The organism is Streptomyces fulvoviolaceus (assembly GCF_000718165.1).
Classification (GTDB): domain Bacteria; phylum Actinomycetota; class Actinomycetes; order Streptomycetales; family Streptomycetaceae; genus Streptomyces; species Streptomyces fulvoviolaceus.
The window spans coordinates 1-26,017 of record NZ_JOEY01000085.1 but is presented as its reverse complement, the minus strand read 5'-3'; the positions used below and the strand labels follow the sequence as shown (position 1 = coordinate 26,017).

24 protein-coding genes and 3 pseudogenes are annotated in these 26,017 nt (G+C 70.1%); 11 read left to right on the top strand and 16 right to left on the bottom strand.

What is annotated here, in order from left to right; all coding sequences use genetic code 11:
* Window positions 1-195, bottom strand: a 195-nt coding sequence (locus tag IG08_RS0149700) for a TetR/AcrR family transcriptional regulator (RefSeq protein WP_158812324.1), incomplete at its 3' end; no start/stop codon positions are given.
* A 174-nt stretch (window positions 196-369) separates the two neighbouring features.
* Entirely contained in the window at window positions 370-1,050 is a 681-nt protein-coding gene (locus IG08_RS0149695; RefSeq protein ID WP_234343191.1) for a TetR/AcrR family transcriptional regulator, read from the bottom strand.
* A 102-nt stretch (window positions 1,051-1,152) separates the two neighbouring features.
* Here IG08_RS0149695 and IG08_RS0149690 point away from each other — a divergent pair, with 102 nt between their 5' ends.
* Genes IG08_RS0149690 through IG08_RS0149670 form a run of 5 tightly spaced genes read left to right on the top strand, consistent with a single transcriptional unit; the run spans window position 1,153 to window position 7,357 of the window.
* A complete protein-coding gene (locus IG08_RS0149690; protein ID WP_052425257.1) occupies window positions 1,153-2,322 on the top strand; it encodes a VOC family protein in 1,170 nt (389 codons plus the stop codon).
* A complete protein-coding gene (locus IG08_RS0149685; RefSeq protein WP_030620370.1) occupies window positions 2,319-3,278 on the top strand; it encodes a fumarylacetoacetate hydrolase family protein in 960 nt (319 codons plus the stop codon). The genes IG08_RS0149690 and IG08_RS0149685 overlap by 4 nt, the downstream gene beginning before the upstream one ends.
* Window positions 3,275-5,194 carry an acyl-CoA synthetase gene (locus IG08_RS0149680; protein WP_234343190.1) on the top strand — a complete coding sequence of 640 codons (1,920 nt, stop codon included), beginning with the start codon at window positions 3,275-3,277 and terminating at the stop codon, window positions 5,192-5,194. Before IG08_RS0149685 ends, IG08_RS0149680 begins: the two co-directional genes overlap by 4 nt.
* Before the next feature lies 1 nt (window position 5,195).
* Window positions 5,196-5,537, top strand: coding sequence for a DoxX family protein (locus tag IG08_RS0149675; RefSeq protein ID WP_030620365.1), 342 nt, complete (start codon window positions 5,196-5,198; stop codon window positions 5,535-5,537).
* Between the two features lie 53 nt (window positions 5,538-5,590).
* Window positions 5,591-7,357, top strand: a complete 1,767-nt coding sequence (locus IG08_RS0149670; RefSeq protein ID WP_052425256.1) for an FAD-dependent monooxygenase — start codon at window positions 5,591-5,593, stop codon at window positions 7,355-7,357.
* Window positions 7,358-7,803: 446 nt separating this feature from the next.
* Here IG08_RS0149670 and IG08_RS0149665 read toward each other — a convergent pair whose 3' ends face one another.
* From IG08_RS0149665 to IG08_RS60960, 9 genes are all read right to left on the bottom strand, one after another.
* Window positions 7,804-8,442, bottom strand: a complete 639-nt coding sequence (locus tag IG08_RS0149665; protein ID WP_030620359.1) for a TetR/AcrR family transcriptional regulator — start codon at window positions 8,440-8,442, stop codon at window positions 7,804-7,806.
* The gene (locus IG08_RS0149660; RefSeq protein ID WP_234343189.1) at window positions 8,439-10,403 is read right to left on the bottom strand and encodes an acyl-CoA synthetase; all 1,965 of its coding nucleotides are present in this window, start codon (window positions 10,401-10,403) and stop codon (window positions 8,439-8,441) included. Before IG08_RS0149660 ends, IG08_RS0149665 begins: the two co-directional genes overlap by 4 nt.
* Window positions 10,404-10,645: 242 nt before the next feature.
* The gene (locus IG08_RS0149655) at window positions 10,646-11,281 is read right to left on the bottom strand and encodes a TetR/AcrR family transcriptional regulator (protein ID WP_199821116.1); all 636 of its coding nucleotides are present in this window, start codon (window positions 11,279-11,281) and stop codon (window positions 10,646-10,648) included.
* A 29-nt stretch (window positions 11,282-11,310) separates the two neighbouring features.
* The gene (locus IG08_RS0149650) at window positions 11,311-12,276 is read right to left on the bottom strand and encodes a fumarylacetoacetate hydrolase family protein (protein ID WP_030620351.1); all 966 of its coding nucleotides are present in this window, start codon (window positions 12,274-12,276) and stop codon (window positions 11,311-11,313) included.
* A gap of 8 nt (window positions 12,277-12,284) precedes the next feature.
* Complete coding sequence (locus tag IG08_RS0149645) at window positions 12,285-13,451, bottom strand: flavin-dependent monooxygenase (protein ID WP_030620347.1); 1,167 nt, start codon at window positions 13,449-13,451, stop codon at window positions 12,285-12,287.
* A gap of 42 nt (window positions 13,452-13,493) precedes the next feature.
* Window positions 13,494-13,928, bottom strand: coding sequence for a hypothetical protein (locus IG08_RS0149640; RefSeq protein ID WP_052425255.1), 435 nt, complete (start codon window positions 13,926-13,928; stop codon window positions 13,494-13,496).
* Window position 13,929: 1 nt separating this feature from the next.
* The gene (locus tag IG08_RS0149635; protein ID WP_030620342.1) at window positions 13,930-14,382 is read right to left on the bottom strand and encodes a nuclear transport factor 2 family protein; all 453 of its coding nucleotides are present in this window, start codon (window positions 14,380-14,382) and stop codon (window positions 13,930-13,932) included.
* Window positions 14,373-14,948, bottom strand: coding sequence for a flavin reductase family protein (locus IG08_RS55265; protein ID WP_078656065.1), 576 nt, complete (start codon window positions 14,946-14,948; stop codon window positions 14,373-14,375). Before IG08_RS55265 ends, IG08_RS0149635 begins: the two co-directional genes overlap by 10 nt.
* A gap of 146 nt (window positions 14,949-15,094) precedes the next feature.
* Window positions 15,095-15,217, bottom strand: coding sequence for a flavin reductase family protein (locus tag IG08_RS60960; RefSeq protein ID WP_199821115.1), 123 nt, complete (start codon window positions 15,215-15,217; stop codon window positions 15,095-15,097).
* Between the two features lie 231 nt (window positions 15,218-15,448).
* Here IG08_RS60960 and IG08_RS0149620 point away from each other — a divergent pair, with 231 nt between their 5' ends.
* Complete coding sequence (locus IG08_RS0149620) at window positions 15,449-17,581, top strand: ATP-binding SpoIIE family protein phosphatase (protein ID WP_043457304.1); 2,133 nt, start codon at window positions 15,449-15,451, stop codon at window positions 17,579-17,581.
* 97 nt (window positions 17,582-17,678) lie between these two features.
* Here IG08_RS0149620 and IG08_RS62070 read toward each other — a convergent pair.
* A pseudogene (locus IG08_RS62070) lies at window positions 17,679-17,798 on the bottom strand (Trm112 family protein); the annotation flags it as partial.
* Window positions 17,799-17,813: 15 nt separating this feature from the next.
* On the opposite strand from IG08_RS62070, the pseudogene IG08_RS62065 reads away from it, so the two are divergent.
* From IG08_RS62065 to IG08_RS0149605, 5 genes and pseudogenes are all read left to right on the top strand, one after another.
* A pseudogene (locus tag IG08_RS62065) lies at window positions 17,814-18,308 on the top strand (TetR/AcrR family transcriptional regulator); the annotation flags it as partial.
* 147 nt (window positions 18,309-18,455) lie between these two features.
* Window positions 18,456-20,471, top strand: a complete 2,016-nt coding sequence (locus IG08_RS0149615; RefSeq protein WP_030620335.1) for a Stk1 family PASTA domain-containing Ser/Thr kinase — start codon at window positions 18,456-18,458, stop codon at window positions 20,469-20,471.
* Window positions 20,472-20,913: 442 nt separating this feature from the next.
* A complete protein-coding gene (locus tag IG08_RS56260; RefSeq protein ID WP_052425253.1) occupies window positions 20,914-21,162 on the top strand; it encodes a hypothetical protein in 249 nt (82 codons plus the stop codon).
* A 36-nt stretch (window positions 21,163-21,198) separates the two neighbouring features.
* On the top strand, window positions 21,199-21,450 hold the full coding sequence (locus IG08_RS60450) for a hypothetical protein (protein WP_158812383.1): 252 nt from the start codon (window positions 21,199-21,201) through the stop codon (window positions 21,448-21,450).
* An 89-nt stretch (window positions 21,451-21,539) separates the two neighbouring features.
* A complete protein-coding gene (locus tag IG08_RS0149605) occupies window positions 21,540-21,935 on the top strand; it encodes an SRPBCC family protein (RefSeq protein ID WP_030620332.1) in 396 nt (131 codons plus the stop codon).
* A 112-nt stretch (window positions 21,936-22,047) separates the two neighbouring features.
* On the opposite strand, the gene IG08_RS0149600 is transcribed toward IG08_RS0149605, so the two are convergent.
* The 4 genes and pseudogenes from IG08_RS0149600 to IG08_RS0149585 form a co-directional block, all read right to left on the bottom strand.
* Complete coding sequence (locus IG08_RS0149600) at window positions 22,048-23,604, bottom strand: MFS transporter (protein ID WP_030620329.1); 1,557 nt, start codon at window positions 23,602-23,604, stop codon at window positions 22,048-22,050.
* A gap of 10 nt (window positions 23,605-23,614) precedes the next feature.
* Window positions 23,615-24,661, bottom strand: coding sequence for an amidohydrolase family protein (locus IG08_RS0149595; protein WP_030620327.1), 1,047 nt, complete (start codon window positions 24,659-24,661; stop codon window positions 23,615-23,617).
* Between the two features lie 304 nt (window positions 24,662-24,965).
* Window positions 24,966-25,754 (bottom strand): 2-keto-4-pentenoate hydratase, encoded by a 789-nt coding sequence (locus tag IG08_RS0149590; protein WP_030620324.1) that lies wholly within the window; start codon window positions 25,752-25,754, stop codon window positions 24,966-24,968.
* Window positions 25,751-26,017: pseudogene (locus IG08_RS0149585) on the bottom strand (TetR/AcrR family transcriptional regulator); the annotation flags it as partial. The pseudogene IG08_RS0149585 and the gene IG08_RS0149590, both read right to left, overlap by 4 nt.

Sequence of the window (26,017 nt, the reverse complement as noted above, 5' to 3'; positions counted from 1 at the left end):
GGCGATCAGGTCGTCCTTGTCCTTGAAGTGCCAGTAGATGGAGCTGGCGGGCAGGCCGCACTTGGCGCTGACCGCGGCGATGGAGGTGCCGTCGTAGCCCCGCTCGCCCGCGATCTCCACGGCGGCGTCGAGGATGCGCTGGCGCGACTCCACTCCGTTCGCCCGCTTCCTGCGCGGCGCCTGCGGACTGCTCATGGGTGTGCTTCTCCGGTTCATGCAGGGCTCTTGACCGTGGTTGAACGGACATCGTCTGGAGCGTCCACTCTAATTGGAGCAGGCCCTACAGCAGGAGTGGTGATCGGCGGACTCGTCGGTACGCCGTACTGGCGCGTGCACATCGCCGGACGGCACGCAGGCCGTCGGTAACGCTCAACCGGCGATGGTGTCGACGAGATCGAGGTCCGGCAGATCGAGCGAGCAGATCCGCTCGGCCTCGTCGGCGGAGATGCCGAACTGCCGCAGGAGGCCGCGGACGACCAGGTCCGAGGACTTCGCGTCGTCACGGTCGGGCTGCGCGTGCAGCAGCGCGCCCAGTGCCAGCGTGGCGCCTGCCGTCACCGCCAGCGCGAGGTCCAGGTCCTCCACCTCGAATCGTCCCGCGTCCACCGCGGCACTGATGTCGTGGAACGCCCGCGGTGCCAGGCCGCTGTCGGAGCGAGCCAGTTCGAGTCCGTGGTTCAGGAGGACCTGGCTCAGCTCCGGGTGGCGGCGGTGCAGGCGGCCGGTCATGCGGAAGCTCTGGGCGTAGGCGACCGCAGGGTCGTCGATGTCCGCGGTGAGGCGGTCCATGAGGGTGCCCCACCACTCCAGCGCCTCTTCTACCGCGACGCGGAAGAGCTCCTCCTTGCTGTCGAAGTGGTTGTAGAAGGAACCGACTCCGATGTCGGCGAGCTCGGTGATCTCCAGGATGGGGACGTCGGTCCGCCCTTCGGCCAGCAGACGCTGGGCCGCGCACACCAGCGCGCTCCGCGTCCGCGCCTTCCTCCGGTCGACTCGCCCGGTCGCGGTTCTGTCGGCCATCGCGTCCTCCACCCCACCCGTACTCGCCATCAGCTGCACTCTAGCCGCCACATCTTGTTTCTTGAAGATTTCTTCAGTTCTATTGACTGACGTCAGTTTCGGTGGTGAATATTTCTTCAGGAGGTGGTGACCATGGCTGCTCACCCCAGCGCCGGACTCGGCACGCACGACGGCCATCACGGGACGCACAACGACCTGCACTCCGAGCAGGGCGCACTCCCCGGAGAGCATCCGGGCAGGGCGGCGAACCCGGTGATCAAGGTCCACGACATCGCGTGGCTGGAGTTCTTCAAGCCCGACCTGGGCCGCGCCGAGACCTTTGCCCAGGCGTTCGGCTTCGTCACTTCCCACCGCGACGCCCGCGAGCTGCACCTGCGGGGAACGCAGGCGGGCGCACCGAGCGTGATCATCCGCAAGGGCAGCAGATCGCGGTTCCTCGGCCCGGCCTTCCGGGCCGCCGACACCCGCGACCTGCTCCGGCTGGCCCAGGCCACCGACACCCGGGTGCACCCGCTGCCCCAGACCCTGGGCGGGTCGGTCGTGGACCTCCTCGACCCCAGCGGACTACGGGTCCGCGTCGTCGCCGACACGGACGACCTGCCCGCTCTGTCGGGGCAGGAGCCGCAGCGACTCAACTTCGGCGGCGACCTCGACCGGGTCAACGACACCCAGCGCCCGCCCTGCGAGCCGGCGGGCGTACGGCGCCTGGGGCACGTCGTCCTGCAGACGACCAGCTACTTGCGGACGCTGAACTGGTACCTGGAGCACCTCGGCCTGATCGTCAGCGACTTCCTCTACTACGAGGGTCAGCGCGAGCGGGGTCCCACCATGAGTTTCATCCGCTGCGACCGCGGAAACACGCTCACCGACCACCACACCCTGGCTCTGACACTGGGCCCCTCCGACCGGTACGTGCACTCGGCGTACGAGGTGTCCGACCTCGACGCGCTGGCCGCCGGCGGTGAGCACCTGCTCGACGAGGGCTACAAGCGGTCCTGGGGCATCGGGCGGCACATCCTGGGCAGCCAGATCTTCGACTACTGGCGCGACCCCGACGGCTTCCTCGTCGAGCACTTCGCCGACAGCGACATGTTCGACTCCAGCCTCGAGCCCGGCTGGGCCCCCATGTCGGCCTCCGGCCTTGCCCAGTGGGGGCCTCCGGCCACCAAGGACTTCCTGGGCATGGCTCCCGGACGCGAGTCGCTGGCCGAGCTGCGCTCGATCCTCCGCGCTCTGCGATCCGACGACAACGAGTTCGACCTCGAGCGCCTGCGCGGCCTGCTGAAAGTGGCTACTTCATGAGCATCTCCGTCCTCCGTACCGCCGACTCGTGGTGGGTCGCCCTCGACGAGCACCGCGCCGTCCCGGTCGACACCACCGCGACCACCACCGCCGAACTCCTCGACGACGAGGTCACGGTCCACATGGCCCTGTCCGCGGCCCGGTCCGGCACCCTCTCGGCGGAGCCCCGCAGCATCGCCGAGCTCCCGCTCGTCTCCCCGGTCACCGCGCCGTGCCGGGTGGTGGCGCAGATGACCAACTTCGTGTCCCACGTGCGCGACTCGGGCATGGACCCGCGGACCGTTCCGCTGACCTTCTTCCGCAAGACCTCGGGCTCGATCAGCGGACCGTTCGACGAGATCGTGCGGCCTGCCCATGTGCGGTTCCTCGACTACGAGATCGAGCTCGGCCTGGTCATCGGCCGCCCTCTCGGCGTCGGCGCCACCGTGACCGCCGCCAACTGGAAGGACCACGTCGCCGGCCTGGTCATCACCAACGACGTCTCCGCACGTGACGTACAGCTGCCCAAGACCCAGTTCTACGAGGCCAAGTCGTACCCGACGTTCACCCCGGTCGGCCCCGCCCTGGTCCTGCTCGACGCCGACGAACTCGACCGCCTCGCCGAGCTCGAGTTGGTCCTCAAGGTCAATGGCGAGATCCGCCAGGACAGCGACCTGACCGACATGATTTACCACCCGCTGCGGGCCCTCCAGGAGCTCTCCCGCTTCCAGGCCCTCGCGACCGGCGACCTCGTCCTCACCGGCACCCCCGGCGGCACGGCCCTCAAGGCGCCGCCCAAGCCCGTGGCGCTCATCGCCGCGCTCCTGCCGCCGGCGGTGAGGTGGAAGGCGTTCTTCAACTCCCAGGCGAAGAACCAGGACTACCTCCATGACGGGGATGTGCTGGAGCTGTCCATCCGTACCCCCGACGGAGCCATCGACCTCGGCACGCAGCAGAACAAGGTGAGGTTCGCGTGAGCATCCACAGCGACATTGACGTGGCCTGGCCGCGCTGTGACCACCCCGACGACCTGACCGCCGTCGAGGCCACGCCGCTGGCCGAGCGCGGGCTGCCCGGCACCTCGTACGACCTGCTGCGGCGAGCGGCCGAGCGGTGGCCCGGGCGGACCGCGCTCACCGTCCTCCCCGACGCCGCGTCCTGGCGCACGCCCGCCACCCGCACCTACTCGCGGCTTCTCGCCGATGTGCACCAGGCGGCCAACGCCCTGCACCGCCTCGGCGTCCGCCGGCACGACGCCGTCGCCCTGCTCTCCCCGAACTGCGACGAGCTCGTCACCGCGCTGCTGGCCGCCCAACTCGCCGGCATTGCCACCCCGGTCAACCCGGCGCTCACCCGTGGCCATGTCGCCGAGCTGATCCGCAGGTCCGGCGCCCGCGTGGTCATCACGGCGTCCCCGGAGCTGGACCCCGAGACGTTCGCCACCAGCGCCGAGCTGGCCCGGGACGGCTTGGTGGACCATGTGCTCGTCCTGCGTCCCACCGCCGCCGGGCAGGCCCCGTTGCCGGCGGTGGAGAACGCCACCGTGGCCTACCTCGCCGACGCCGCGGCCGGCTGCGAGCGGGACCGGTTCCTCGGCGAGCCGCCCACCGGCACCGACCTGGCCGCGTTCTTCCACACCGGCGGCACGACCGGCACGCCGAAACTCGCGGCACACACCCACACCAACGAGATCAGCGACGCCTGGATGATCGCGGCCAACTCCGTGCTGGACGAGGACTCGGTCGTCTTCGCCGCACTGCCGCTGTTCCACGTCAACGCGCTCGTCGTCACGCTGCTCGCACCGCTGCTGCGCGGCCGGCAGGTGGTCTGGGCCGGACCGCTGGGGTACCGCGACATCACGCTGTTCAAGGAGTTCTGGCACATCGTCGAGCACTACCGGATCGCCACGATGAGCGCCGTACCCACCGTGTACGCGGTCCTGGCCACCTGCCCGGTCGACGCGGACATCAGCTCGATGCGCTGCGCGATGGTCGGCGCCTCCGCGCTGCCCGACGGCGTGCGCTCCCACTTCGAGACGGCGACCGGGATTCCCCTGCTCGAAGGTTACGGCCTGACCGAAGCCACCTGCGCGAGCGTCCGCGGATTCCTGGGAGTCCGCCGCCCCGGCTCGGTCGGACAGCGGCTGCCGTACCAGCACATCAAGATCGTCGACGTCGGCGAAATCCCCGGCTTCCCGCCCACCGGGCTTCCACCGGGCGAGGTCGGCACCATCCTCATCAGCGGCCCCACCGTGTTCCCGGGCTATGTCGAGGGCCGTGACGCCGACGGCTACCGGATCAGCGGCCAGGGCAAGGTGGTCGACGGGTGGCTGGACACCGGCGACCTCGGCTACGTCGACGAGGACGGATTCCTCTACCTCACCGGACGCGCGAAGGACCTCATCATCCGCGGGGGCCACAACATGGATCCCCGGGTGATCGAGGACGCACTGCTCTCGCACCCCGCGGTCACCGGAGCCCTGGCCGTCGGACAGCCGGACCGGCGGGCCGGAGAGGTGCCGGTGGCGTACGTGACCCTCGCCGACGCCTCGGTCGGTGAGGACGAGCTCCGCGCCTGGGCCGCCGAGCACGTCAGCGAGGCCGCCGCCGCTCCCAAGGCCGTCCGGGTTCTGGCCGCGCTGCCCGTCACCGCGGTCGGTAAGCCGTACAAGCTCCCGCTGCGCGCCGACGCCACCCGCCGCGTGCTGGCCGACCTCCTCGACGACCTCGACGACGTCGAGGGGATCGGAGCCGAGGCCGACTCCGGGTCCGTGACGGTCACCGTGACGCTGCGCCCCTCGGCGTCGGCCGACAGCACGGCCGAAGTGGAGCGCCGGGTCGGCGACTTCGCCGTGCCGTGCCGGATCGTCACGCGGAAACCGGAGGACGACTGACATGACCGCCCTCGTCATCCTCACCTCTGTCCTGGCCGTCTGGTTCACGCTGCTGGGCACCGGAAAGATCCTCGGCCTTCCCGCGATGGCCGAGCGGGCCGCCCACGCGGGGTTCACCGTCGGCGCCTACCGCGTCATCGGCGTCCTCGAACTCGCCGGTGTGATCAGCCTGTTCACCGGATGGGCGGTCACCGGCATCGGTGTCGCCGCCGCGACCGGATTCCTGCTCCTGCTCACCGGCGCGGCCCTGGCACACCTGCGCGCCGGAGACCGACTGCCCGCGCTGGCACCGGCGATCGTCTCGGCCGCCCTGGTGGCGGCCTACCTGATCGTCCTCCTCTAGATCACAGCCGTAGATCACAGTCGTACAAAGCCGTACGAGAAAAGAGCCGCGAGATGAGCAAGCCGACAACCCTGGGACGGGGGCAGGCGCCGGAAGCCGCGACGGTCGAGACCACGTCGGTGCTGGTGATCGGCGCGGGGCCGGTCGGCCTGACGCTGGCCATGGAGCTGGAGCACCACGGCGTGGACGCGCTGCTCGTGGAGCGCAACACCTCGACCACCCGGCACCCGAAGATGGACGTCACCAACGGCCGCAGCATGGAGCTGTACCGCCGCCTCGGCGTCGCCGACGACCTGCGCGAGATCGCCATCCCGGCCGGTCGCCGCACCAAGGTCACCTGGGCGACCGACGCGGTGGGCTGGGAGCTCGCCTCCTTCGAGTACCCCAGCGTCGACGGGATGCGTGAGACGGCCCGTGAGCGCAACGACGGCACCCTCCCACTGGAACCGTGGATGCGCGTGTCACAGGTGGTCCTCGAACCGGCGCTGCGGGACCTGCTGGAAGCCCGGTCCAAGCACGTCAAGGTGGAGTACGGCTGGGCGTTGGAGAGCTTCGAGCAGGACGCCGAGGGCGTGACGGCCGAGCTGGTGTCCGCGGACGGCGGCCGTCGGCGCACGGTCCGCGCGCGGTACCTGGCCGGGTGCGACGGCGCCGGCAGCCGCACCCGAAAACGGCTCGGCATCGGACTCGACGAGATCGAGGTACGGCGCATGCTGATGAGCGAGCTCGGGCTGCCCCGTACGGCGGCGATGCTCGCGCGCGCCTACCGGGCGAGCCGGGAACGGCCCATGGACGGCCGGATCTACCTGGTGCACTTCACCACACCCGACGCGAAGATCTTCCGCCGCTTCGGCAACGTCTGGCACCTGCAGTCCTCGGAGGGATGGACGCTGATCTCGCAGAACGACGGCGACACCTTCACCCTCCACGCCCCACTGAGCGCCGGCACCGACGCCGACCGCATCGACCCTCGCGAGTTCGTCTACGAGCGCGTGGGCCGCAAGTTCGAGATGGACGTCCTGGTCGCCAACGCCTGGACCCCACGCCTGACCGTCGCCGACGCGTACGGCCATGGCCGTGTCTGGCTCGCCGGGGACGCCGTCCACCAGGTGCCGCCCACCGGCGGCTACGGCATGAACACCGGTGTCGGCGACGCGGTCGGCCTCGGCTGGGCGCTCGCCGCGGTGCTCCAGGGCTGGGGGACCCCCGGCCTGCTGCGCGCCTACGAACAGGAACGCCGGGCCGTGGCCCTGCGCAACCGCACAGCCGCCGCCCGGCACACCGCCGTGCGGGGCGCGGTGAAGGCCGCCCACCGGACCGCCGTGCACAGCGAACGCTGGTTCGGCGCACGCGCCCGCCAAAGACTCGGCCGTGAGATCAGCGACCTGGGCAACCTGGAGAACGAGGCCCTCGGCATCGAACTCGGCTACCGCTACGACACCTCACCCGTCATCTGCCACGAGCACGGAACCGGCGCCCAGGCTCCGCGCCAGACGATGGACGAGTACACGCCGAGCACCTGGCCGGGCGCGAGGCCGCCGAGTGTGCTGTTGCAGGACGGCCGCGCGCTGTTCGACCTCTTCCACCACGGCTTCACCCTGCTGCGGTTCGCCGACCACGACGTCACCGCACTCACCGCCGCCGCCGCCGAACGAGGCGTCCCGCTCGAGATCCTCGACGTGCGCGACGCCCGTGCCCGCGCCCTCTACGAGCGCGACCTCGTCCTCGTCCGCCCCGACCAGCACGTCGCCTGGCGAGGCGACACCCCACCCGCCGAGCCGCTGCACGTCATCGACCGGGTTCGGGGCGCCCGCCACTGAACGCGCGCTCACGGAGGGAAACCACCTGGCGAACATCTCCGGCGGCAGAGAGCCCTTCGGGCGTGCTGCGTTCAGCAACGGCGCCACGGCGGGAGGGCCGGCCAGGACCACCTCCTTTGTGGCCCCGCTCTGGCTCCGTCCGGATCTGTCGAGAGAAACCGCCCGCGGTACTGGGCGGGGCGGCACGCACAGATCGTCGAGCGCTCGCCCGACATCCGCGTACGTCCAGCGTCCCTTCTCGCCTACCGAACACGATTACCGGCCGTCGTCTCCCACCCTGGGCGCCACCCCACGAGTCGGCGCTGCGACGTCATCGCGGAATTCCGCTTCACGATGCCGTCGCACCCACCATGCCGCTCCGCAACCGTGCGCGCCGCCCGCAGACCCGGGCGGCGCGCACGGTTGCGGGCAGGTCACGCGCGCGGCTTCCGCACGCTGTGGGTCGGTCAGGGGCGTCCCTTGCTCCTTGCCGCCACGCGGTTCGCCGCCTCGTAGACCAGGTGTGCGTGGAGTTCGAACATCGCCACTAGGTCGATGGCGTCGTCGGTGATCTCCCGGTGCACGAACAGGCCGTCGGCGACGGCGACGGCGTAGGAGGTGAGGGTGCGTACGGCGTCCTGGTCCAGGTCCGGGAACATGTCTCCGACCACGTCGGTGATCTTCTGGTTGGTGATGTCCCGCACCTGGAGGAACACCGTGCGGCCCCGGGGCTCGGTGGGTCGCCGCTCCAGGGCGAGCATGAGGCCGAGGCGTAGGAAGTCCGGGGCGTCGACCAGTGACTTCGCCACGTTCGCCGCCATGGCGGTGGCCCGCTCCGGCGGTGTGCCCGCCTCATTGCCGGGCAGCTCGACGGCCATCAGCCAGGTCTCGAAGCTGCGTTCGATGACCGCGGCGATCAGGTCGTCCTTGTCCTTGAAGTGCCAGTAGATCGAGCTGGCCGGCAGGCCGCACTTGGCGCTGACCGCCGCGATGGACATGCCCTCGTACCCACGCTCTCCCCCGATCTCCACCGCGGCGTCGAGGATCCGCTGACGTGACTCCACGCCGTTGGCGCGCTTCTTGCGTGGCGTCCGCGGCCCGGTCATGACCGGCGCACCCTCAGTCGCCACTCGATGGCGTAGACGCCCAAGGCCGACTTCACGGCGGCCGCGTCGACATCCCTCTCGGCGTGGACGATGACCACCACGGAGCCGTCTTCGACGGCGGCCTCCACTGCGTTGATGTGTGCCACGCCTTCCAGGGCTTTGCCGACAGCGTCGCGAGTGGCGTCCGCCCGGAGAGCCGGCTTGTACGGCTTGCCGACAGCGGTGACCGGCAGCGCGTCGAGGATCGACACCGCCTTGGGTGCCGCTGCGCTCTCCGCAACGTGCTCTGCTGCCCAAGCCTGCAGATCCGCGCCGGTGACGGTCGCTCCGGGGGCCAGTGTGACGAAGGCGACCGGGACCTCACCGGAGTGCTGATCCGGGCGGCCGACCGCTGCGGCGCCGGTGACTTCGGGATGAGCGAGTAGGGCGTCCTCGATCACCGCGGGGTCGATGTTGTGGCCACCGCGGATGATCAGGTCCTTGGCGCGTCCGGTGAGTTGGATGAAGCCGTCCTCGTCGATGCAGGCGAGGTCGCCGGTGTCGAGCCAGCCGTCGACGAGCTTGCCCAGCCCGTCGACCACCGGCCCCTGTGCATCGTGTCCGGTGACGTATCCGGGGAACACCGTCGGCCCCTTGATCACCAGCAGGCCGACCTCGCCCGCCGACAGGTCGGTCCAACTGCCGTCGGGCTCGACGTGGACAACCTTGATCTGCGTGTACGGCATGCGCCGGCCGATGGATCTGGGCCTTGGGTGGTGGAGGAAGCTGCGCACGCTGGCGCAGGTCGCCTCGGTCAGTCCGTATCCCTCGACCAGCGTGACACCGGTGTTGCCCTCGAATGCGTCGCGCACTGCGCCCGGGAGCGCGGATGCTCCCACCATGGCCAGCCGCATGCTGGAGATGTCGGCGTCGACCTGGATCTGGGCCAGAATCTGGTAGACGGTCGGGACGGCGCTCATGGCCGCTACCCGGAAGTGCTCGACGATCTTCCAGAACTCCCGGTAGAGCGCGGGTTCGCGGTAGCCGTCCGGCCCGGCCCAGACCACGTGCTGGCCACGCAGAAGCGGCGCCAGCAGCGTGACGACGAGCGCGTTGACGTGGAAGAGGGGAAGGGCGGCGAAGACGACCGAGTCCTCGTCGAGCATCGTGTTGGCGGCGATCATCCAGGCGTTGGCGACCTCGTTGGCGTGGGTGTGCGCTGCCAGCTTGGGAACCCCGGTGGTGCCGCCGGTGTGGAAGACCGCGGCCAGGTCGGCAGCCACGGGCAGGGTGCCCGTGAACCGGTCGGCGGGCCGGGTCCGGCTCTGTTCGCCCAGGTAGGCCACGAGGACGCCTTCGACGACGGGCAGGCTCGGTGCCTGGTCCGCAGCGCCGGTCGGCCGCAGCGCCAGCACAGCGTCCACCGCCCCGCCGCGTGCCAGTTGGAGCGCCGCTTCCCAGGCCGTCGGGCCGAGTTCCGGCCCGGCTGCGATCAGGACCCGGGCACCCGATCGCGCCAGCAGCTCGCGGATGTGATCCTGCTTCAGGCCCGGGTTCACCGGCGCGGCTGTGCCGGCGGTCTCCGCGGCGATCGTAGCGACCACCAGCTCCTGGCAGTTCGGTGACAGCAGGCCCACCGCGCCACCACGCCGCACTCCCAGGTCGTGCAGCAGGTTCGCTGCCGCATTCACCTCCGCTCGGAGCTGCCCGAAGGTGACTGTGCTGTGCTCGTTCCATCGCTCGGCATCCGGGACCACCGACAAGGCGGTCCGGTCCGGCCACAGTTCGGCAGCCCGTGCCAGCACGTCGTAAGTCGTCGCCGGCAGGCCACGCTTGGCCAGCGGGACCGCCTCGATGTCGGCCAGGTCAGCCGGACCGTCGTAGCGGGCAGGCCACTGACACACGGTCATCGCGGGTGCCTTGCGGCTGTGCGGCGGGGTGCCCAGTGCCAAGGGCTCTCCGCTGATCTCTGACGTTCTCATGTGAAGCATCCCTAGTGTGCTGCGGCGGGAATTCGTTGAAGGTATGAGGCGAGACGGTCGAGGATCTCGGCGGCGGTTCTCGTTCCCGAACTATCGTTCGATTCAGTTAGGTCGGGAGAGGTCAGGCCGAGGTGAACTGCGTGTGGAAGCGCAAGTGGGCGTTCACGACGCGACGTTCGGGCATGCCAGGCATCACCGCCGGCGCCCTCTCGGCTGTCGGCCGGTCTCTGCCCACCGCCCTCTCAGGCCGAGAGCTCGCCCACCATGCCCTGCATCGCCGCCGCCATCAGGTCGAAGAGATGGCGGAATCTCTCGGCGTCCGCGTCGACCTGACGTGCGATGAACGCGCCGTCGACCAAGAGCATGAGCAGGCGGCTGAGGTCATCGAGTACCTGTGCGCGCCGGGCCGCGGGCAGGTCGGGCAGATGGGCGAGCATCGCGTCGGCCATCATGGCGCGGCCCCGCTCCCGGACCGCGATCGCGGTCTGCAGCAGTACCGGGTCTTCTCTGCCGCGCTCAAGGACGAGGATCAGAAGGAGCCGGAGGAAGAGCGGATTTGCCTCGAAGGAGTCCGCCAGCCGGCGCAGGGCCTGCGTCGGCGTCGGCTGATCACCGAGCACGTCGAGCTGCTCGAAGAACTCGTTGCTGGCGTGCTCGACGACGGCAGCCAGCAGCCCTTCCTTGCTGCCGAAGGCGTGGTAGAGCGACGCCGAGTTCGCGCCGGCCGCCTTGGCGATGCTGTTGATGCCGGTTGCGGAGTAGCCCTGCGACGCGAACAGTTCGGCTGCCGCCTTGATCGCTGCCGCACGCGTGGCCTCGCCGCGCAGGCGGCGCCCGTCGATCTTGGTCGTCTCGTCGCTCTTCTCTGGGGGTGCCACCCGATCAGGGTATGTGATCGGGTGGTCGGTCATGATCGGGCGATGGGATTGTCCAGCCGCCCGATTCCCTGGATGTCGATCGAGAAGGTGCCGTCGATCCTGCTCATGTCGAGATGACGGATTGTCGGGTACCGCTCGGGCGCGGCCGACTGGAAGGCGGTCCCGAAGTGGACCACGTCGCCCGGTTCGAGGGTCATGGACCGGGACAGATGCGCGATTGCCTCCTGAATGGAGAAGGTGAGGTTCCGGGTCGAATCGATGAGCACGAGTTCCCCGTCAAGACGGCATTCGACGTCGAGATCGTTGGGGTCGGGGATCTCGTCTCGTGTGACCAGCCACGGCCCCATCGGGGCAAAGGTGTCGCACCCCTTCGAGCGCGCGTGGTAGGTGAGGTAGATCGAGTGGTCGTCCTCGCCGTGGCGGCGGCGCCAGCTGAGGTCGGATCCGATGTCGATCGGCAGGACCAACTCCATGCTGTCGCGGTCCTTCAGACCGGGCGACGTGATGTCGTTGATGATCGTGAAGCCGAGTACGGCGTCGAGGGCGTTCTCGGGGGTGAGGTTCCGTGCGCGGGTACCGATGACCGCGGCGAGTTCGGGCTCGGGGTGAGTGAGTCCGTACTCCTTCGGCACCACGACGGGTTCTCCGTGGCCGACGAGCGCCGAGGGGGGTTTGAGGAAGTAGGCGGGCTCGACGGGGGTTCGGTGTGCGAACTGTGCTCCGAGCTTGTTGTTGATCGCGACGCCCACGATCTTCGACGGCCGCGGTGACGGCGGCAGCCAGCGGACCTGGCTGACATCGAGGATGGTGTGCTCGGGTGCCGGCTCGGCGAGCATCGCTCGCAAGGTCGGCAGCAGCGCGTCGGCCTCAGCGAGGAACGTGTCCATGTCGAGGGCGTCCCGGCCGAGCAGCAGCGCGAGGTCGATGACGCTGTTCTCGAGTCCGGGGGCGACGAGACGGGGGCGGCCGGCTACGGCGATGTTGGCGATTCTCATCGATGCTCCTAGAAACTTCCCTCGGGGGGTGCAATCCCGGCCAGGTGGGCTCCGACGGTCTGGGCCGCGACGTCGTAGTCGGAGTACGCGTGCGCCGCGCCGGCGTGGATGTCGCGCCAGAGGCGCTGCATGGTGCTCTCGTCGCGGACGGCGCCGCCCCCTGATGCCTCGAACAGCCGGTCGGCCGCTCGTACGCACAGGCGGGTCGCGTACGCCTGGTTGCCGCGCCACTCGACGAGGTCGTCCCAGGTCGCCGGCTCGGTCGATTCGGCCCGGGCCTGCATGGCTTCCCAGTCGTGTTCGAGCAGGCGAGCGGCGCAGCGCAGTTCGTGTGTCGCCTCGGCCAGGCGCACCAGGGCGGGCGTGGACTGGCTGACCTTCGTACCGGTGTAGGCGCGCACTCGGGTCGAGAGCCGCTGCTGGTAGAGGTCGCGCAGCGCCTCCGCGGCGCCGAGACCCACGACCGAGAACCCGAGCGAGAACACCGGCAGGAACGGCAGCCCGAACAAGGGCGCGGGGTGGGTCCCGTAACCCTGGGACATGCCGAGGTTCATGCCGATCACGGATTCGACCCGGTGGTCGGGGACGAAGACGTCCTCCATCACGAGGTCCTGGCTGCCGGTGCCCTTGAGCCCCATCACATGCCAGGTGTCCTCGATGCGGTAGTCGTCGCGCGGTACGACGGCGAAGTGCGGCTCGGGTTCGCCCGAGGTCCCGGGCATCTTGAACCCGACGATCGCCCAACTGGCGTGCTCGCAACCGCTGGACCAGCTGTACCGGCCGCTGAGGCGGATGCCGCCGTCGACCTGCGTGGCCTTGCCCATCGGCGCGACGGACGAGCAGAGCAGGGTGTCCGGGTCGGCACCCCAAACCTCTTCCTGGAGGCGGGGGCTGAAGTTGGCGATCGGGTGGGCGTGAACCGCCAGGAGCTGCGCGGCCCACGCGGTCGAGGTACAGGCCCCGGCCAGTATCCGGGTCGCCTGTGCCAGCTCGTACGGGCTGACCTCCAGACCGCCGTACTTGGCGGGGACGAACGCGCGCAGATAGCCGACGCTCCGCAGCTCGGCGATGGTCTCCTCGGGGACCCGCCGGAGTCTTTCCGTCTCGGGGGCGCGCTCGGCGATCGCGGGCAGTAGCTCGCGGACGCGGTCGCTCAGGGTGGTGGCAGCGGACATGCTTGTCTCCTGTTCTTACTTCTGGGGATGTCGTGGGGCGTGTCAGGCGAGAAAGACAAGCGCCCAGGCGATGGCGAGGACCAGGATGAGCGTGGTGAAGCCGGCGATGTTCAGGTCCACGGACCAGGGCCGTCCGAAGATGCGCGGCTCAAGCCGCTTGTAGCCGTTCTCGTCGGAGAGCGTGCCGCCGTACAGCCGTCGGCTCGCGGCCGCGGCGAAGAACCCGCCGTACACGCAGAGCGCGATCGCCGCGGTGAGGTGCGCGCGCCAGACTGGATGTTCCAGGGGAAGCCAGAGCAGTCCCAGCGACACGGCGCCGATCCCGAGATAGCTCGATACCTGCCACACGACGTGGTATCTGGCGTGTCCGGTCCACAGCGGGTTCGTCGCGTGGGTGCGGTTGAAGTCGGCCACGGCCGGGACCAGGCTGTAGCCGAGCACTGCGAAGGTCAGCAGGATGCGCGCGGTCGTGAGCACGTCACGGGCTCCCCTCGGCGATCCCGGGAATCTCACCGAAGACGACTGAGACGTCGCGCCGCGCGAACAGCCACTCGCCGTTCTCGGCGCGCTGATACTCGTCGCTGTAGTCGGCGATCATCACCGGAGACAGTGGATGCGGTCCCTCTCCGTGCGCGGCGTTGAGGCTCAGCACGCAGGTTCCGCGCGCGCGGCCCGTGTCGAGATCGAGCGTCTCCAGGTGGAGATTGGTGAAGAGGTGGCGAGAGGTTCGGGGCCCGCCCGAGCGCCGCCAGTCGTAGAAGCCGGCGATCTGCTCGCGGCCGTTCAGCTCACCGACCCCACCGAGCGCGTAGACGCCTCCGGGGGTGAACAACTTGGCGACGCCACGGCCTTCTTCGTGGTCGATCCGCCAGGCGAACTCCGCGATCAGTGCTTCGATCCGCGGGCGTATCTGCTGCGCGATCACATCCATGTGGGGTACTTCTCCTCTCCGAGCAGCTCCTTGGGAATCCAGCTACGCGGGGCCGTGAGCGACGTGAAACGGCTCTCGTGGTAGGCGAGCGCATTGCCGTCCCGGTAGTCCAGGTCGACCACCCGGCCCAGGAACAGCGAGTGGTCTCCGCCGTCGAGCCGCTGCCACGGCTCGCAGAAGAGGCGGGCGAGCGACCCGTCGAGAGACGGCACCGAGCCCTCGTCCCAGGTGACCGTCAGATCCGGCTCACCGCCGGCGAAGTGCCGGGCGACGGCCATCTGTTCCGCGCCGAGGATGTTGATCGCGAACGGGCGTCCGGACAGCAGGGTGTGCGTGCGCGAGGAGCGCGCGATGCTGACCAGGATCAGGGGAGGGTCCAGCGAGACCGACGTGAACGAGTTGACGGTGACACCTCGGGGCCCGTCGGGACCCGAGTAGGAGACCACCACCACGCCCGTCGCGAACCGGCTCACGCATCGGCGCATGGCCAGCGGGTCGACGGTCGCCGCGCCGGTCGGCTGCGGCCGATCGGCAAGCCGTGCCGCGGGTTCGGGGGAGTTCGTCATGGAAGAAAGTTAATAGGTCGTTCTAAAAGATTGTCAACCCCTGTGTTTCCGGGAGATGGCTCCGTCGGCCGTGAGGTCCTCAGGAGGTGGGGCGGGCGGAGAGGCCGGAGTGGAGGGAACAGCGGGCCGCTGTCATCGGGGAGCGGTCAGGACAGTGCGCGGGCGATGACGATGTCGCGGTCTCCGGCCGGGTGGACGGTCTGGATCTGGCAGTCGAGCCAGGCCAGGCCGTCGGACAGCAGTGGATGCCGCCCGGGTACGGGCAGCACAGCTGCGTGGTCTGGCTGGCTGCGAACATCGTGGCGGCACGGCTTTGGAGTGGAAACCGGTACTGGTCGCCGGATGGCCGCCAGCCGCGCTGCTGTTGTCGGTGGAACCCGTTGGACCTTGGAGACAGCCCAGGTAGCTGGCCATGACGACGGGTCCGTGGAAGCGGTGCATGCACCAACCTGAGGTCTTCCAGCGGGGCCGACGCTCCTATACGGCGTAACGTCGTCATTGTGGACGTCAGTGCCGACAGTCTCCTGTCCCGCGTCGCGCGTGAACTCAGCTCGACAGCGGACGAGCTGATCGCTGAAGTTGAGCGGCGCCTGCGTCGTGAGCTTCCCGACCTGTGGGAAGACCCGGACGTGGCCCGCATGGCATCGGACAACGTCGCCGAGCACGTTGTCGCCGCGTTGTTCGGCCTTGAGTACGGCATCGAGCCGAGCCAGATCGAACCGCCGCCGGCCGACGTGGAGCGCGCGCGTCGGCTGGCCCGGCACGGTACGCCCCTCAGCACGATGCTGCGGGCTTTCCGGCTCGCGCAGGGTGTCGTCCTCGACCGGCTGCTCGAAGAGATGCCCCGGTTCACGAGTGATGCCGAACTGATCAGTGCGGCAGCGCGCAAGCTGATCGCGACGGCGACCAGCTACGTGGACCGCACGTCCGAGCAAGGTGTCGCGGCGTTCCAGGAGGAGCGGGACCGCCGACTGCAATGGCGTCTGTCGATGGTCAACGAGGCGAGCATGCGCATCGGGACCACCCTGGACATTGCCCGCACCACTCAGGAGCTGGCGGACCTCGCCAGCGAGCACTTCGCCGACGGCGTCACCGTCGACCTGCTCGATTCCGCGCTCCGCGGACACGACACCCCGGTGGAGGGCCCGCTCGTGCTGCGCCGGATGGCGCGCGGGTCGGCGATAGAGGGCTGCCCGGAATCGGAGATCAGGCCGCAGCAGCTCCACACCTGCCCGGACGGTTCGCCGTCGGCTCGTGCCCTGGTCACCGGGCAGCCCACCCGGCACCATGGCAGTCGCGCCGTCGCCGCCGACGGCATCCACTCGACGCTGGTGGTGCCGCTGCGCGCCCGTGGCGCCACCCTGGGTGTCGCGCAGTTCTTCCGCCACCGCAACCCCGGCCGCTTCGACGACGATGATCTGCTCCTCGCCCAGGAGATCGCCGCCAGGGCGGCGGTGGCCGTCGACAACGCCCGCCTCTACACGCACGCGCATGCCACCGCCCTCACTCTTCAGCGCAGTCTGCTCCCGCAGCACACCGCAGAGCAGTCGGCCGTGGAGGTCGCCTGCCGCTACCTGCCCGCCGGCGCCCGGGCGGGCGTGGGCGGTGACTGGTACGACGTCATCCCGCTGTCCGGCGCCCGGGTCGCCCTTGTGGTGGGCGACGTGGTCGGCCACGGCATCCACGCCGCCGCCACCATGGGCCGGCTACGGACCGCCGTACGCACCCTGGCCGACATGGACCTGCCGCCCGACGAACTCCTCACACACTTGGACGACGTCGTACTGCGCCTGTCCGCCGAAGCCTCCGCGGACCCGGCCGTCGAAGCCGACGGGGACATCGGCGCCACCTGCCTGTACGCCGTCTACGACCCCGTCTCCCGCCACTGCACCCTCGCCCGCGCGGGTCATGTGCTACCCGCCGTGGTGACCCGGGAAGGCACGGCCGACCTCCTCGATCTGCCCTCGGGCCCGCCGCTGGGCCTGGGCGGCCTGCCGTTCGAGGCGGCGGAGGTCGACCTGCCCCAGGGCAGCCTGCTCGCCCTCTACACCGACGGCCTGATCGAGGCCCGCGACCGCGACATCGACGCGGGCCTCACCAGGCTGCGCCAGGCCCTTGCCCAGCCCTCCCCGTCCCTTGAGGCCACCTGCGACACCGTGCTCGAAGCCCTGTTGCCGGCTCGCCCGGACGACGACGTCGCCCTGCTCCTGGCCCGCACCCACGCCCTCGGGGCCCTCCAGGTCGTCCGCTGGGACCTGGAGGCCGACCCGGCCGCAGTCGCCGGGGCCCGGTCGAGCGTCTCCGAGCAGCTGAGCACGTGGGGACTGGAGGAGCTCGACTTCACCGCCGAGCTGGTGGTCAGCGAACTGGTCACCAACGCCATCCGCTACGGCCGGCCTCCCATCCAGTTGCGCCTCATCCACGACCGCGCCCTGCTGTGCGAGGTCTCCGACGGCGGCAGCACGACTCCGCACCTGCGCCGGGCCCGCACCTTCGACGAGGGCGGGCGCGGCCTGCTCCTGGTCGCCCAACTCGCCGAGCACTGGGGAACGCGCCACGCCCGGCACGGCAAGACGGTCTGGGCCGAACTGAACGAGTCCGCCGGGTTCCCGGCATCGGCCTTCGTGCAGTGACGAGGTCGGTTCCCTCTCCCCGGTAGCGCTCCAGTACCGCGGAAAGCCGCTCCCGCGTCACGCGGCATCGAGGGAACTGCTGAGGCAGCCGTGCGAGTTCCTGGTCCGAAGCCGGCTGCCCGGAGCTCGGAAGGAGCTGCGGGATGCCGTCGACGACGGGGTAGCGGCGGCGGAGCCGTGGGTTGTAGAGCGCGGACCCCGGCTCGTCCAGGATCAGAGGTCCCTTGTCGAGCGGGCAGCCCTTCTGGAGGCGCTGGCCGAGGAAACCTCCGAGAGCCTCCGGGGCGCTGTGGCGGCCGGGGCAGAGCCGTCGGATCCGGCCGACCGGGCCCTCGCGCGATTCGTGCTGTCGATCTGGCCCGTGGGCGATCGCTACCGGATGCTCCTCGCGCTGGCCCGACACGACCTGGGCGCGCAACGCGTCGCCGAGATCCTGGCACCGGCCCATGAGCAGGTCACGGCCATCCTGGAGCGAGGACAGCGGGACGGTGTCTTCCACACTCATCTGCCGCCTGCGGTGCTCAGCGCCGGCCTCGAAGCGATTACGGTCGCCCTGCTGAAGCGAGCCTCGCGGTCTGTCGAAAGAGCTCTCACTCCGGATTCGGATAGCGATGGCTTGCTTCGCCGCCCATTAGGACTCGGACCAGGCCCCGGCGCGCGGCGCCGGAGTTCTCCTGTGCGCGCCGCTTGGTCCCGTCAGGTTTCCTGTCGGACTGCGAGTGAGTGAGCAGCCTCTCACTGGGTCGTATCCGACCCCCGCAGATAATTGCTCGGAGATGTGTAATTATCTTGTCTGTGCTCCCTGGCCTCGTGAGGCGTCGCGATGTTGCTACCTGCCTGGGCCCAGACTTCCGACCCCCTGTGGAGAAGTGCAGTGAACCTCGGCGGACCAGACGACCTGACCATCTCCCACCCGGGCCCCCTCCAGCAGGGGCACGGCACCCAGCACAGTGCGTCGGCCGTCCTCGGCGGCCGTTACGAACTTCGCCTGCTCCTGGGCTCCGGCGGCATGGCCGAGGTGCATCTCGCGCACGACCACCGGCTGGACCGCAGTGTCGCCGTGAAGACCCTGCGGCCGGACCTCGCCCAGGACCAGACGTTCCTGGAGCGGTTCCGCCGGGAGGCCCAGTCCACGGCTTCGCTTAACCACCCGACCATCGCCGCCGTGTACGACACGGGCGAGGACGCGTACATGCCGTACGGCGGCGCTTGGGAGGGCGCCGGATGTCCGCTGCCGTACCTCGTGATGGAGTACGTCGACGGTACGACCCTGCGCGAGGCCCTGTACTCCGGCCCGCCGTTGACCGTCGAACGTGCCCTGGAGGTGACGGCCGGTGTCCTGCGGGCCCTCGACCACTCCCACCAGCACAGCATCGTGCACCGGGACATCAAGCCGGCCAACGTCATGGTGACCTGGGCCGGTCAGGTCAAGGTCATGGACTTCGGGATCGCCCGCGACGCGCGGGATGTCGGTATGACGCAGACGTCCGTCGTCATCGGCACCGCACAGTACCTCTCGCCGGAACAGGCGCTCGGGCAGGACATCGACGCCCGCTCCGACCTGTACTCGGTGGGCTGCTTGCTGTACGAACTGCTCACCTTCCGTACGCCGTTCACCGGTGACTCGCCGATGTCGGTGATGTACCAGCACATCCAGGAGGCTCCGCGCCCGCCGAGCCTCTACAACCCCGAGATCGGTCCCGAGGTGGACGCGATCGTCCTGCGAGCCCTGGAGAAGGATCCCGGGTACCGCTACCAGTCCGCCGCGGAGATGCTCGCCGACGTCGAGGCACGTCTCGGTTCGGGAATGCGGGTGGCGGGCGCCGAGTCCCCGCGGGAGGCGGTCGACGACTCTTACGACGACGGCGACGAGGAGAAGCCCGGACGCCGGCGGGGGAGTGTGGTGCTGGTCGTGGCGAGCGTCGCCGTCGTGGTCATGGCGCTCGTGGTCGGCTGGTTCATGTTCGGCGGGGGCAGCGCCGACGACGGCAAGGCGGACGTACCGGACCTGGTCGGCCAGACCCTCGACGATGCCCGGCGGACGGCGGACAACGTCGGCCTCACGCTCACCGTGGAGAAGCGGGAGCTCTGCGCCGACCAGCCCAAGGGTCACGTCTGCACGCAGAGCCCGACGGACGGCGAACTCGCCAAGGGGGAGGCCGTGTCGGTCACCGTCTCGACCGGTGCGCCGAAGGTGGAGGTGCCGGACGTCACGGACAAGAACGAGGACGACGCGTCCCGGATCCTGGAGGACAAGGGTTTCAAGGTGAAGCTCCGGCACGTGGAGTCCACGGAGGACCCTGGCACCGTCCTCAAGCAGAACCCGGACGGCGGCGAGAAAGTCGAGAAGGGCACCGAAGTCACTCTCACGGCCGCCAAGGAGGCCGAGAAGGCCACGGTTCCGGACCTCAGCGGCAGCACGGTGAGCGAGGCCCGGAAGCTGCTGGCCGAGCACGACCTGAAGCTGGGCGACACGACCGAGGTCGACAGCGGTGCCGAGTCCGGAACCGTGGTCGGACAGAGCGTCGCCTCCGGTGAGGAGGCCGACACCGGCTCCGCGATCGACGTCCAGGTCGCCAAGTCCGTGCCGACCGTGCAGATCCCCACCGACATCGTCGGCAAGACCCTCGCCGAGATCCAGGACGAACTGGACGGGCTCGGTCTCCAGGCTGCCATCGCCTCCGGGTACTCCCAGGCCTCCGACTCCGTGGTGACGACGAGTACTCCGCCGGCGGGAAGCGAGGTCGAGGCGGGGAGCACCGTGATCGTCTTCACTGAGGACCCGAGTTCGGGGACATCGGACGCCGGGACGACGACCGGCGGCGATACGACGACCGGCGATGATACGACGACTGAGACGCCTACGACATCGCCGACTGGTGCTTCGTGAGAACGGATGGGGCCCGATCCAACCGCGGTTGGATCGGGCCCCATCCGTTCTCAGGCGTTCCGGTACGAGGACTCGTCCTGCGACGAAGCACGACCGTTCCCCGTGCGGAATGGCGGGCATCTGCACGCTGTCGGTGTTCGGCGGCATCGTCTTCTACCCGGTCCCGATGGAGACGGCGTACCTCGTGGACGACCTGGGCGTCGAGTCGAGCGGGGTCATCGGTGGCGACCGCGCTGGCCGGCGCCGCCACTGTGGTCGGCCGCGTCGTCTTCGCCGAGCGGTCCGGCCGACCGGAGCGCAGGCTGCCCGCGATCTTCACCCTGGTGCGCGGCTGGATTCGCGGTGATGGCGCCGGCCGGCACCCCTGTGGTCCTGATCGCCGATGCGGTCCTCAACTGCGTCGGCACCGGTCTCCTGCTGCCCTCGCTGCTCACCTGGGGGATTGTCCAAGCTGGAGTACGCCGAGCACGGCCGCGGCACCGGTCTGTGGACGGCGGCGTTCCTCTTCGGACTGTTCTTCTGCCCGCTCGTCCTCATCGCTGTCGCATCCGTCGTCGCAAGCCTCGCCGTGGCCGTCGGCCTCCTTGGCCTCGCCACGGTGGTGGTGGCGGCGCCTGTGGCTCGCCCTTCACGGGACGGTGGCCGTGGCGGAGAGGCCACAGCCGTGACATGGTCCACCTGGTCGCCATGAGCGGCTGCTCAACCTGTTCACAGAGGAGTCCGGAGCATGTCCACCCCTGCATCCACGCTTCCCCTGCCCGAGGGCATGGCCGCACCGGGGATTCCGAAGCCGCCGTCCGACCCGGCCGCCCAACTCGAGCAACTGCGGCATGTGGGCGGCGTGCTACAGCTGGGTCGCTGTCGCGGCACCTGGCATCTCGGCTCGAACCACGCCATTTACATCGACGGCGACGCCGCCCGCTCGGGGGAGCCGCTGCCGCACGTGCCGAGCCCTGCGGCCGCTTCCCCGCGGCCGTGAGCACCGCAAGCCCATGCCCGACCGGGCTCCGCGGTGAGGCGCCGTAGTTCTTCGTATCCCCTGACACCGTGGCGGCCCAAGGAGGGCATGTGACGACTCTTCGTTTCGACACCCAGGTCGAGCAGGACCCTGACCGCGTCTGGGCCGTGCTCACCGACGTGAGCACGATCCCGGAGTGGTTCCCGGCCGTGCAGGAGGCATACTTCGACGGCGTGCACTGCCACCTGCGCACACCCGAGGGGACACTGAAGGCCCTCGTCGTGACCAAGTACGACGAACTGAGGCGTTTCCAGTACCGGTTCGTCGAGGGGCTGCCCCAGCCCATCGACTTCCATCTCGGCACCATCGACGTGCTCCCCGACGGAGACGGCTCACGCGTGGTCTACAGCCAGGAGATCCTTCCGGAGGGCCTGGCGCCCATTGTCGAGCGGGCCGTCAGCGGCGGAATCGCCGGCATCGCCCGGTACTTCGCCACACATCCTTGACGAACCCGGTGGTCATGTCCTGCCGGTCGCGGGCCATGCCGTGACGGCTCGCTCCCGCCAGGACCGCGCGCGAGTCGCGACCTGGCGGGAGCCCGCGTCACTGGACGGAAGGTCAGTCCGCGGTGGGCGGTGTCTTCGGCGCGCGGAAGAGGCAGCCGATGGCCGCGGCGAGGACGACCGCGGTCACGGCGATCAGGGAGGCGGACAGGCCGTCCATGAACGCCGACTTGACGCCTTCGGCGAGGGCCGCGCCCTGGGTGCCGAGGCGGTCGGCGACATAGAGGCCGGCGGCTGCCGAGTGTTCCACGGACTCGGCTGCCTCGGCAGGGAGTTGGCGGACGGAGTCGGGGAGACTGGAGCGGTAGTGGCTGCCGTAGATCGAACCCATGAGGGCGATGCCGACCGCTGAACCGACCTCTCGGGTGGTGTCGTTCATGGCGGAGGCGACGCCCTGCTGGCCGCGGCCGAGAGAGCCGGTGATGGCCGCGGTGCCCACAGCGCCGGTCAGGCCGATGCCGAAGCCGCAGAGGACGAGGCCGCCGAGGAAGGGCAGGTAGCCGGAGCCGACGTCGAGGAGCGAGATCAGGAACAGGCCGGAGGCGAGCAGCACCAGACCCACCACCATGACGGCCTTCATGCCGGCGCGGCGCACCAGGTGCGGGGTGAGCTGGGAGGTGGGCAGGACGACGGCGGCGACGGGGACGAGGGCGGCGGCGGCTTTGAACGGGCTGTAGTCGAGGATGAGTTGCAGGTACTGCAGCCCCACATAGAAGAATCCGAAGACGGCCATGAACTGCACCAGGACGGTGACGGCGCCGGCGCGGAAGCCGGGGATGCCGAACAGGGCGGGGTCGAGCAGCGGGTGTTCGGTGCGCAGGCCGAGGTAGCCGTAGACGGCGAAGGACAGCACCGTGACGGCGAAGGCGCCGATCACCACGGGTTCCGTCCAGCCCTTCTCGTTGCCCTCGATGATGCCGAACACGAGGGTGCCGATCCCCAGGGCGGTGGTCACGGCCCCGGCCACGTCGGGCCGGTGCGGGTGGGAGTCCTTGGTGTTGGGCGCCAGGAGGACCGCGGCGAGTGCGGCGGCCAGGGCGACGGCGGCGCTGGTGACGAAGATCGACCGCCAGGAGAACTGCTCCAGCAGGGCGCCCGCGGCGAGCATGCCGATGATGGCGCCGGCGGCCGCGAACCCGGACCAGGTGGCAACGCCCTTGGCGCGCTGCTCGGGCGGGAAGGCGGCGGTGATGGTGGAGAGCGTCCCGGGCATGATCATGGCGGCGCCGAGGCCCATGACGGCCCGCCAGGCGATCAGCGTGGACGTGGAGTCGGCGAAGGAGGCGGCCAGGGACGCCGCACCGAAGACGACGGTGCCGGCGATGAGGACGTTGCGGCGTCCGAGGCGGTCGCCAATGGCGCCGAGCGGTAGCACCAGGGCGGCCAGGGCGACGGTGTAGGCGTCGGCGATCCAGGTCAGGTCGCTGTTGGAGGCCGACAGGTCGATGGCGAGGTCGGGCAGGGCGAGGTTGAGCGCGGAGACGGAGGCGACGACGAGGACGAGCGCCAGGCACATCGCGAACAGCACGCCGCGGTGTCCGGCGGGGCCGGTAGCGACCGTCGGGTCGGTTCCCTGGGTTTCCCCGGTCTGCGGGTGGGGGGTGGTGGTCATGGAGACGTCCTCAGTCGGTGCCGGGTTGGACGAGCTTGAAGAGCAGGCGGGCGGCGGCCCGTTGGGCGTCCTGGCGCAGGCGTACCGGGGCCGGACGGGTCTGCGTCGGAGTGGGGATGGCGGCCAGGAGGGGGAAGAGGGCTTCGGCGTTGGTGCGGTTGACGGACTGGAGCGTGCCGGGGGCGACTTCGGTGTCGAGGCCGACTGCAAAGTACTGGCCGGCGGGGGTGGGGGCGAAGGGCCAGTCGCTGCCGAAGAGGACGTGGCCGGGGCGGGCGAAGGCGAGCAGGGTGGGCAGGGCTGCGGGGCTGGAGGAGAGGGCGGTGTCGAAGTAGAAGCCGCGGAAGTCGTCCAGGGTGTCCAGGGGGCTGCGTCCGGTGTCGCCGGCTATGGCGGCGGCCATGCGGTGGGAGGCGTACGGCACGAAGCCGCCGGCGTGGCTGAGGATGAACCGGATGTTCGGGTAGGTGCGCACGATGCCGTTGCGTACGAGGAGGTAGGCGGCGCGGGTGGTGTCGAGGAGGAAGTCGGCGGCGAACGGCGGTATGCCGTCGACGGCGGGTGCGGGGAGGTCGGCCGGGTGGACGAAGACGACGGCGCCGCGCTCGTCCAGGGTTCGCCACAGTTCGTCCTGGCCGCCCGCGCCGAGGTAGGTGCCCTGGTTGTTGGCCAGGAGGGTGACCCCGTCGGCCCCCAGCTCGTCCAGCGCCCGCGCGGCCTCCGCGGCCGAGGCGGCGGCATCCGGCATCGGCAGGGTGGCGAAGTACCCGAAGCGGCCCGGGTGTTCGGCCGTGAGGGACGCGGAGAAGCCGTTGAGCTGCCGGGCCAGGGCGGCGGCCTCGCCCGGCTCGGTGAGGAAGCCGGTGCCGGGGGTGGAGACGGACACGATCGCCGTGGCGGTGCCCAGCAGGTCCATCAGCTCCAAGGCCGCCTCGGGACTCCAGTCGGGCAGGGCGCGGCCCCCGGCGTCGGCGATGCCCGCCTTGGTGAGGAGGTCGCGGTAGAAGGGCGGGACGATGTGCTGGTGGACGTCGACCCGGTGTGGCGCGGTGGTCATGAGGCGGACTCCTGAGTTCTTGAGGCTCCTGCGCGATGAGCGGACCGACGCCCACGTCGGTGGTCAAGCCGTCCCTGCCGCCGCCCCATCCGCGTCGGCCTGCCTCGGCGTGCCGAGGGAAGCCGGAGTGGACGCCGACGGAGTCGAGGGGGAACGACTGGCGGTCCGGCCGGCCTGGGCGCGGTCCCCAGCGGTCGTACGGGATCGTCGGCGGACGCGAAATCCTCCGGCGAGGTGTTGCCGGAGAAGATGGCGGAGACCGGCAAGGGGGCAGGCGACATGAGCGGGTCTTGTTCCGGGGGCTTTAGACGAAGGTCACCGACACCGGGCCTAGACCGCTGAAGCGCGCCTCGACCTTCTGGCCGGCGGTGATGAAGGGGGCGGTGGTCATGGCGCCGGGCAGCACCACGTGCCCCTGCTCCAGGAAGGTCCCGAAGGAGGCGAGGGTGTTCGCGAGCCAGGCGACCGCGGCGGCTGGATGGCCCAGCACCTCCCTGCCGCTGCCCGAAGCCACGCGTTCGCCGTCGACCATCAGGTCGACGAGGATGACGGAGAGGTCGGGCACCCCGTCCAGGGGCGTCCAGGCCCCGCAGACCAGGCCGCCGGAGCTGGCGTTGTCGGCGACCGTGTCGACCAGGGTGATCTTCCAGTCGCGGATTCGGCTGTCGACGATCTCCAGGGCGGGCGCGACCGCTTCGGTGGCGTCCAGGACGTCCTCGACGGTGACGCCGGGACCGTGCAGGGGCCGGGCGAGCAGGAAGCAGATCTCCGGTTCGATGCGCGGTTGGCAGTAATGCCCCGCGAGGACGGTGCTGCCGTCGCGGTGGACCATGTCGTCGAGCAGATGGCCGAAATCGGGCTCGTCCACGCCGAGGAGCTGCTGCATCGCGGCTGAGGTCAGGCCGACCTTGTGGCCGACGACACTGGCCCCGTCGGCCAGCCGCCAGGCGATGTTGTCCCGCTGGACGGCGTAGGCGTCGGCTAGGTCCAGGCAGGGCAGCAGGGCCGACAGCGGGTCGATCGGTGCCACGCGATGCTCGGCTTCACGCAGCAGCAGGCCGGCTTCCTCGCGCTGCCGGTCGGACAGGGTCATTCCTCGCTCCTTGCTGCCATGCGGGTCGCCGCGTCGTAGACCAGATGGGCGTGCAGTTCGAACAGGGCCGCCAGGTCGACGGTGTCGCCGGTGACCTCGCGGTGTACGAACAGGCCGTCGGCGCCGGCGACGGCGTATGTGGTGAGGGTGCGGACGGCGTCCTGGTCCAGGTCGGGGAAGAGGGTCGTGACCACTTCGGCGATCTTCTGGTGGGAGATGTCGCGGACCTGGAGGAAGACGGTGCGGCCCCGGGGTTCGGTGGG